1 protein-coding gene is annotated in these 282 nt (G+C 41.1%); it reads left to right on the top strand.

Annotated elements, in window-relative coordinates; genetic code table 11:
• A partial coding sequence (locus WKI42_RS10840) for a helix-turn-helix domain-containing protein (protein WP_368081921.1) occupies positions 1–282 on the top strand: 282 nt, incomplete at both ends.

Here is a 282-nt window from a genome sequence, read left to right as displayed (position 1 = left end):
GGCTTAGAGCGCGGTGAAACCTTCAAAACTATCGGACAATCCATTCTAAAAGACCCAACTACTGTTTCCAAAGAAGTGAAACGAAACAGACAAGTTAGAGAATCTACATGCTATAACCTTCCTTGCCCTCTACTCGACAAAGCTCCCTTTGTCTGTAATGGATGTCCTAAAAGAAGACAGAATTGTGGCTATAAGAAGATCTTCTATCTCGCTAAACAAGCTCAAAAGCAGTACGAACAAACTCTTGTTGAATCTCGTGAAGGAACTCCCCTCAATTCCAAA

The organism is Streptococcus pseudopneumoniae (assembly GCF_038148935.1).
In the GTDB taxonomy this organism is placed as follows: domain Bacteria; phylum Bacillota; class Bacilli; order Lactobacillales; family Streptococcaceae; genus Streptococcus; species Streptococcus pseudopneumoniae_U.
The sequence above is the reverse complement of the archived record's forward strand: the minus strand, read 5'-3'. Positions and strand labels throughout refer to the sequence as shown.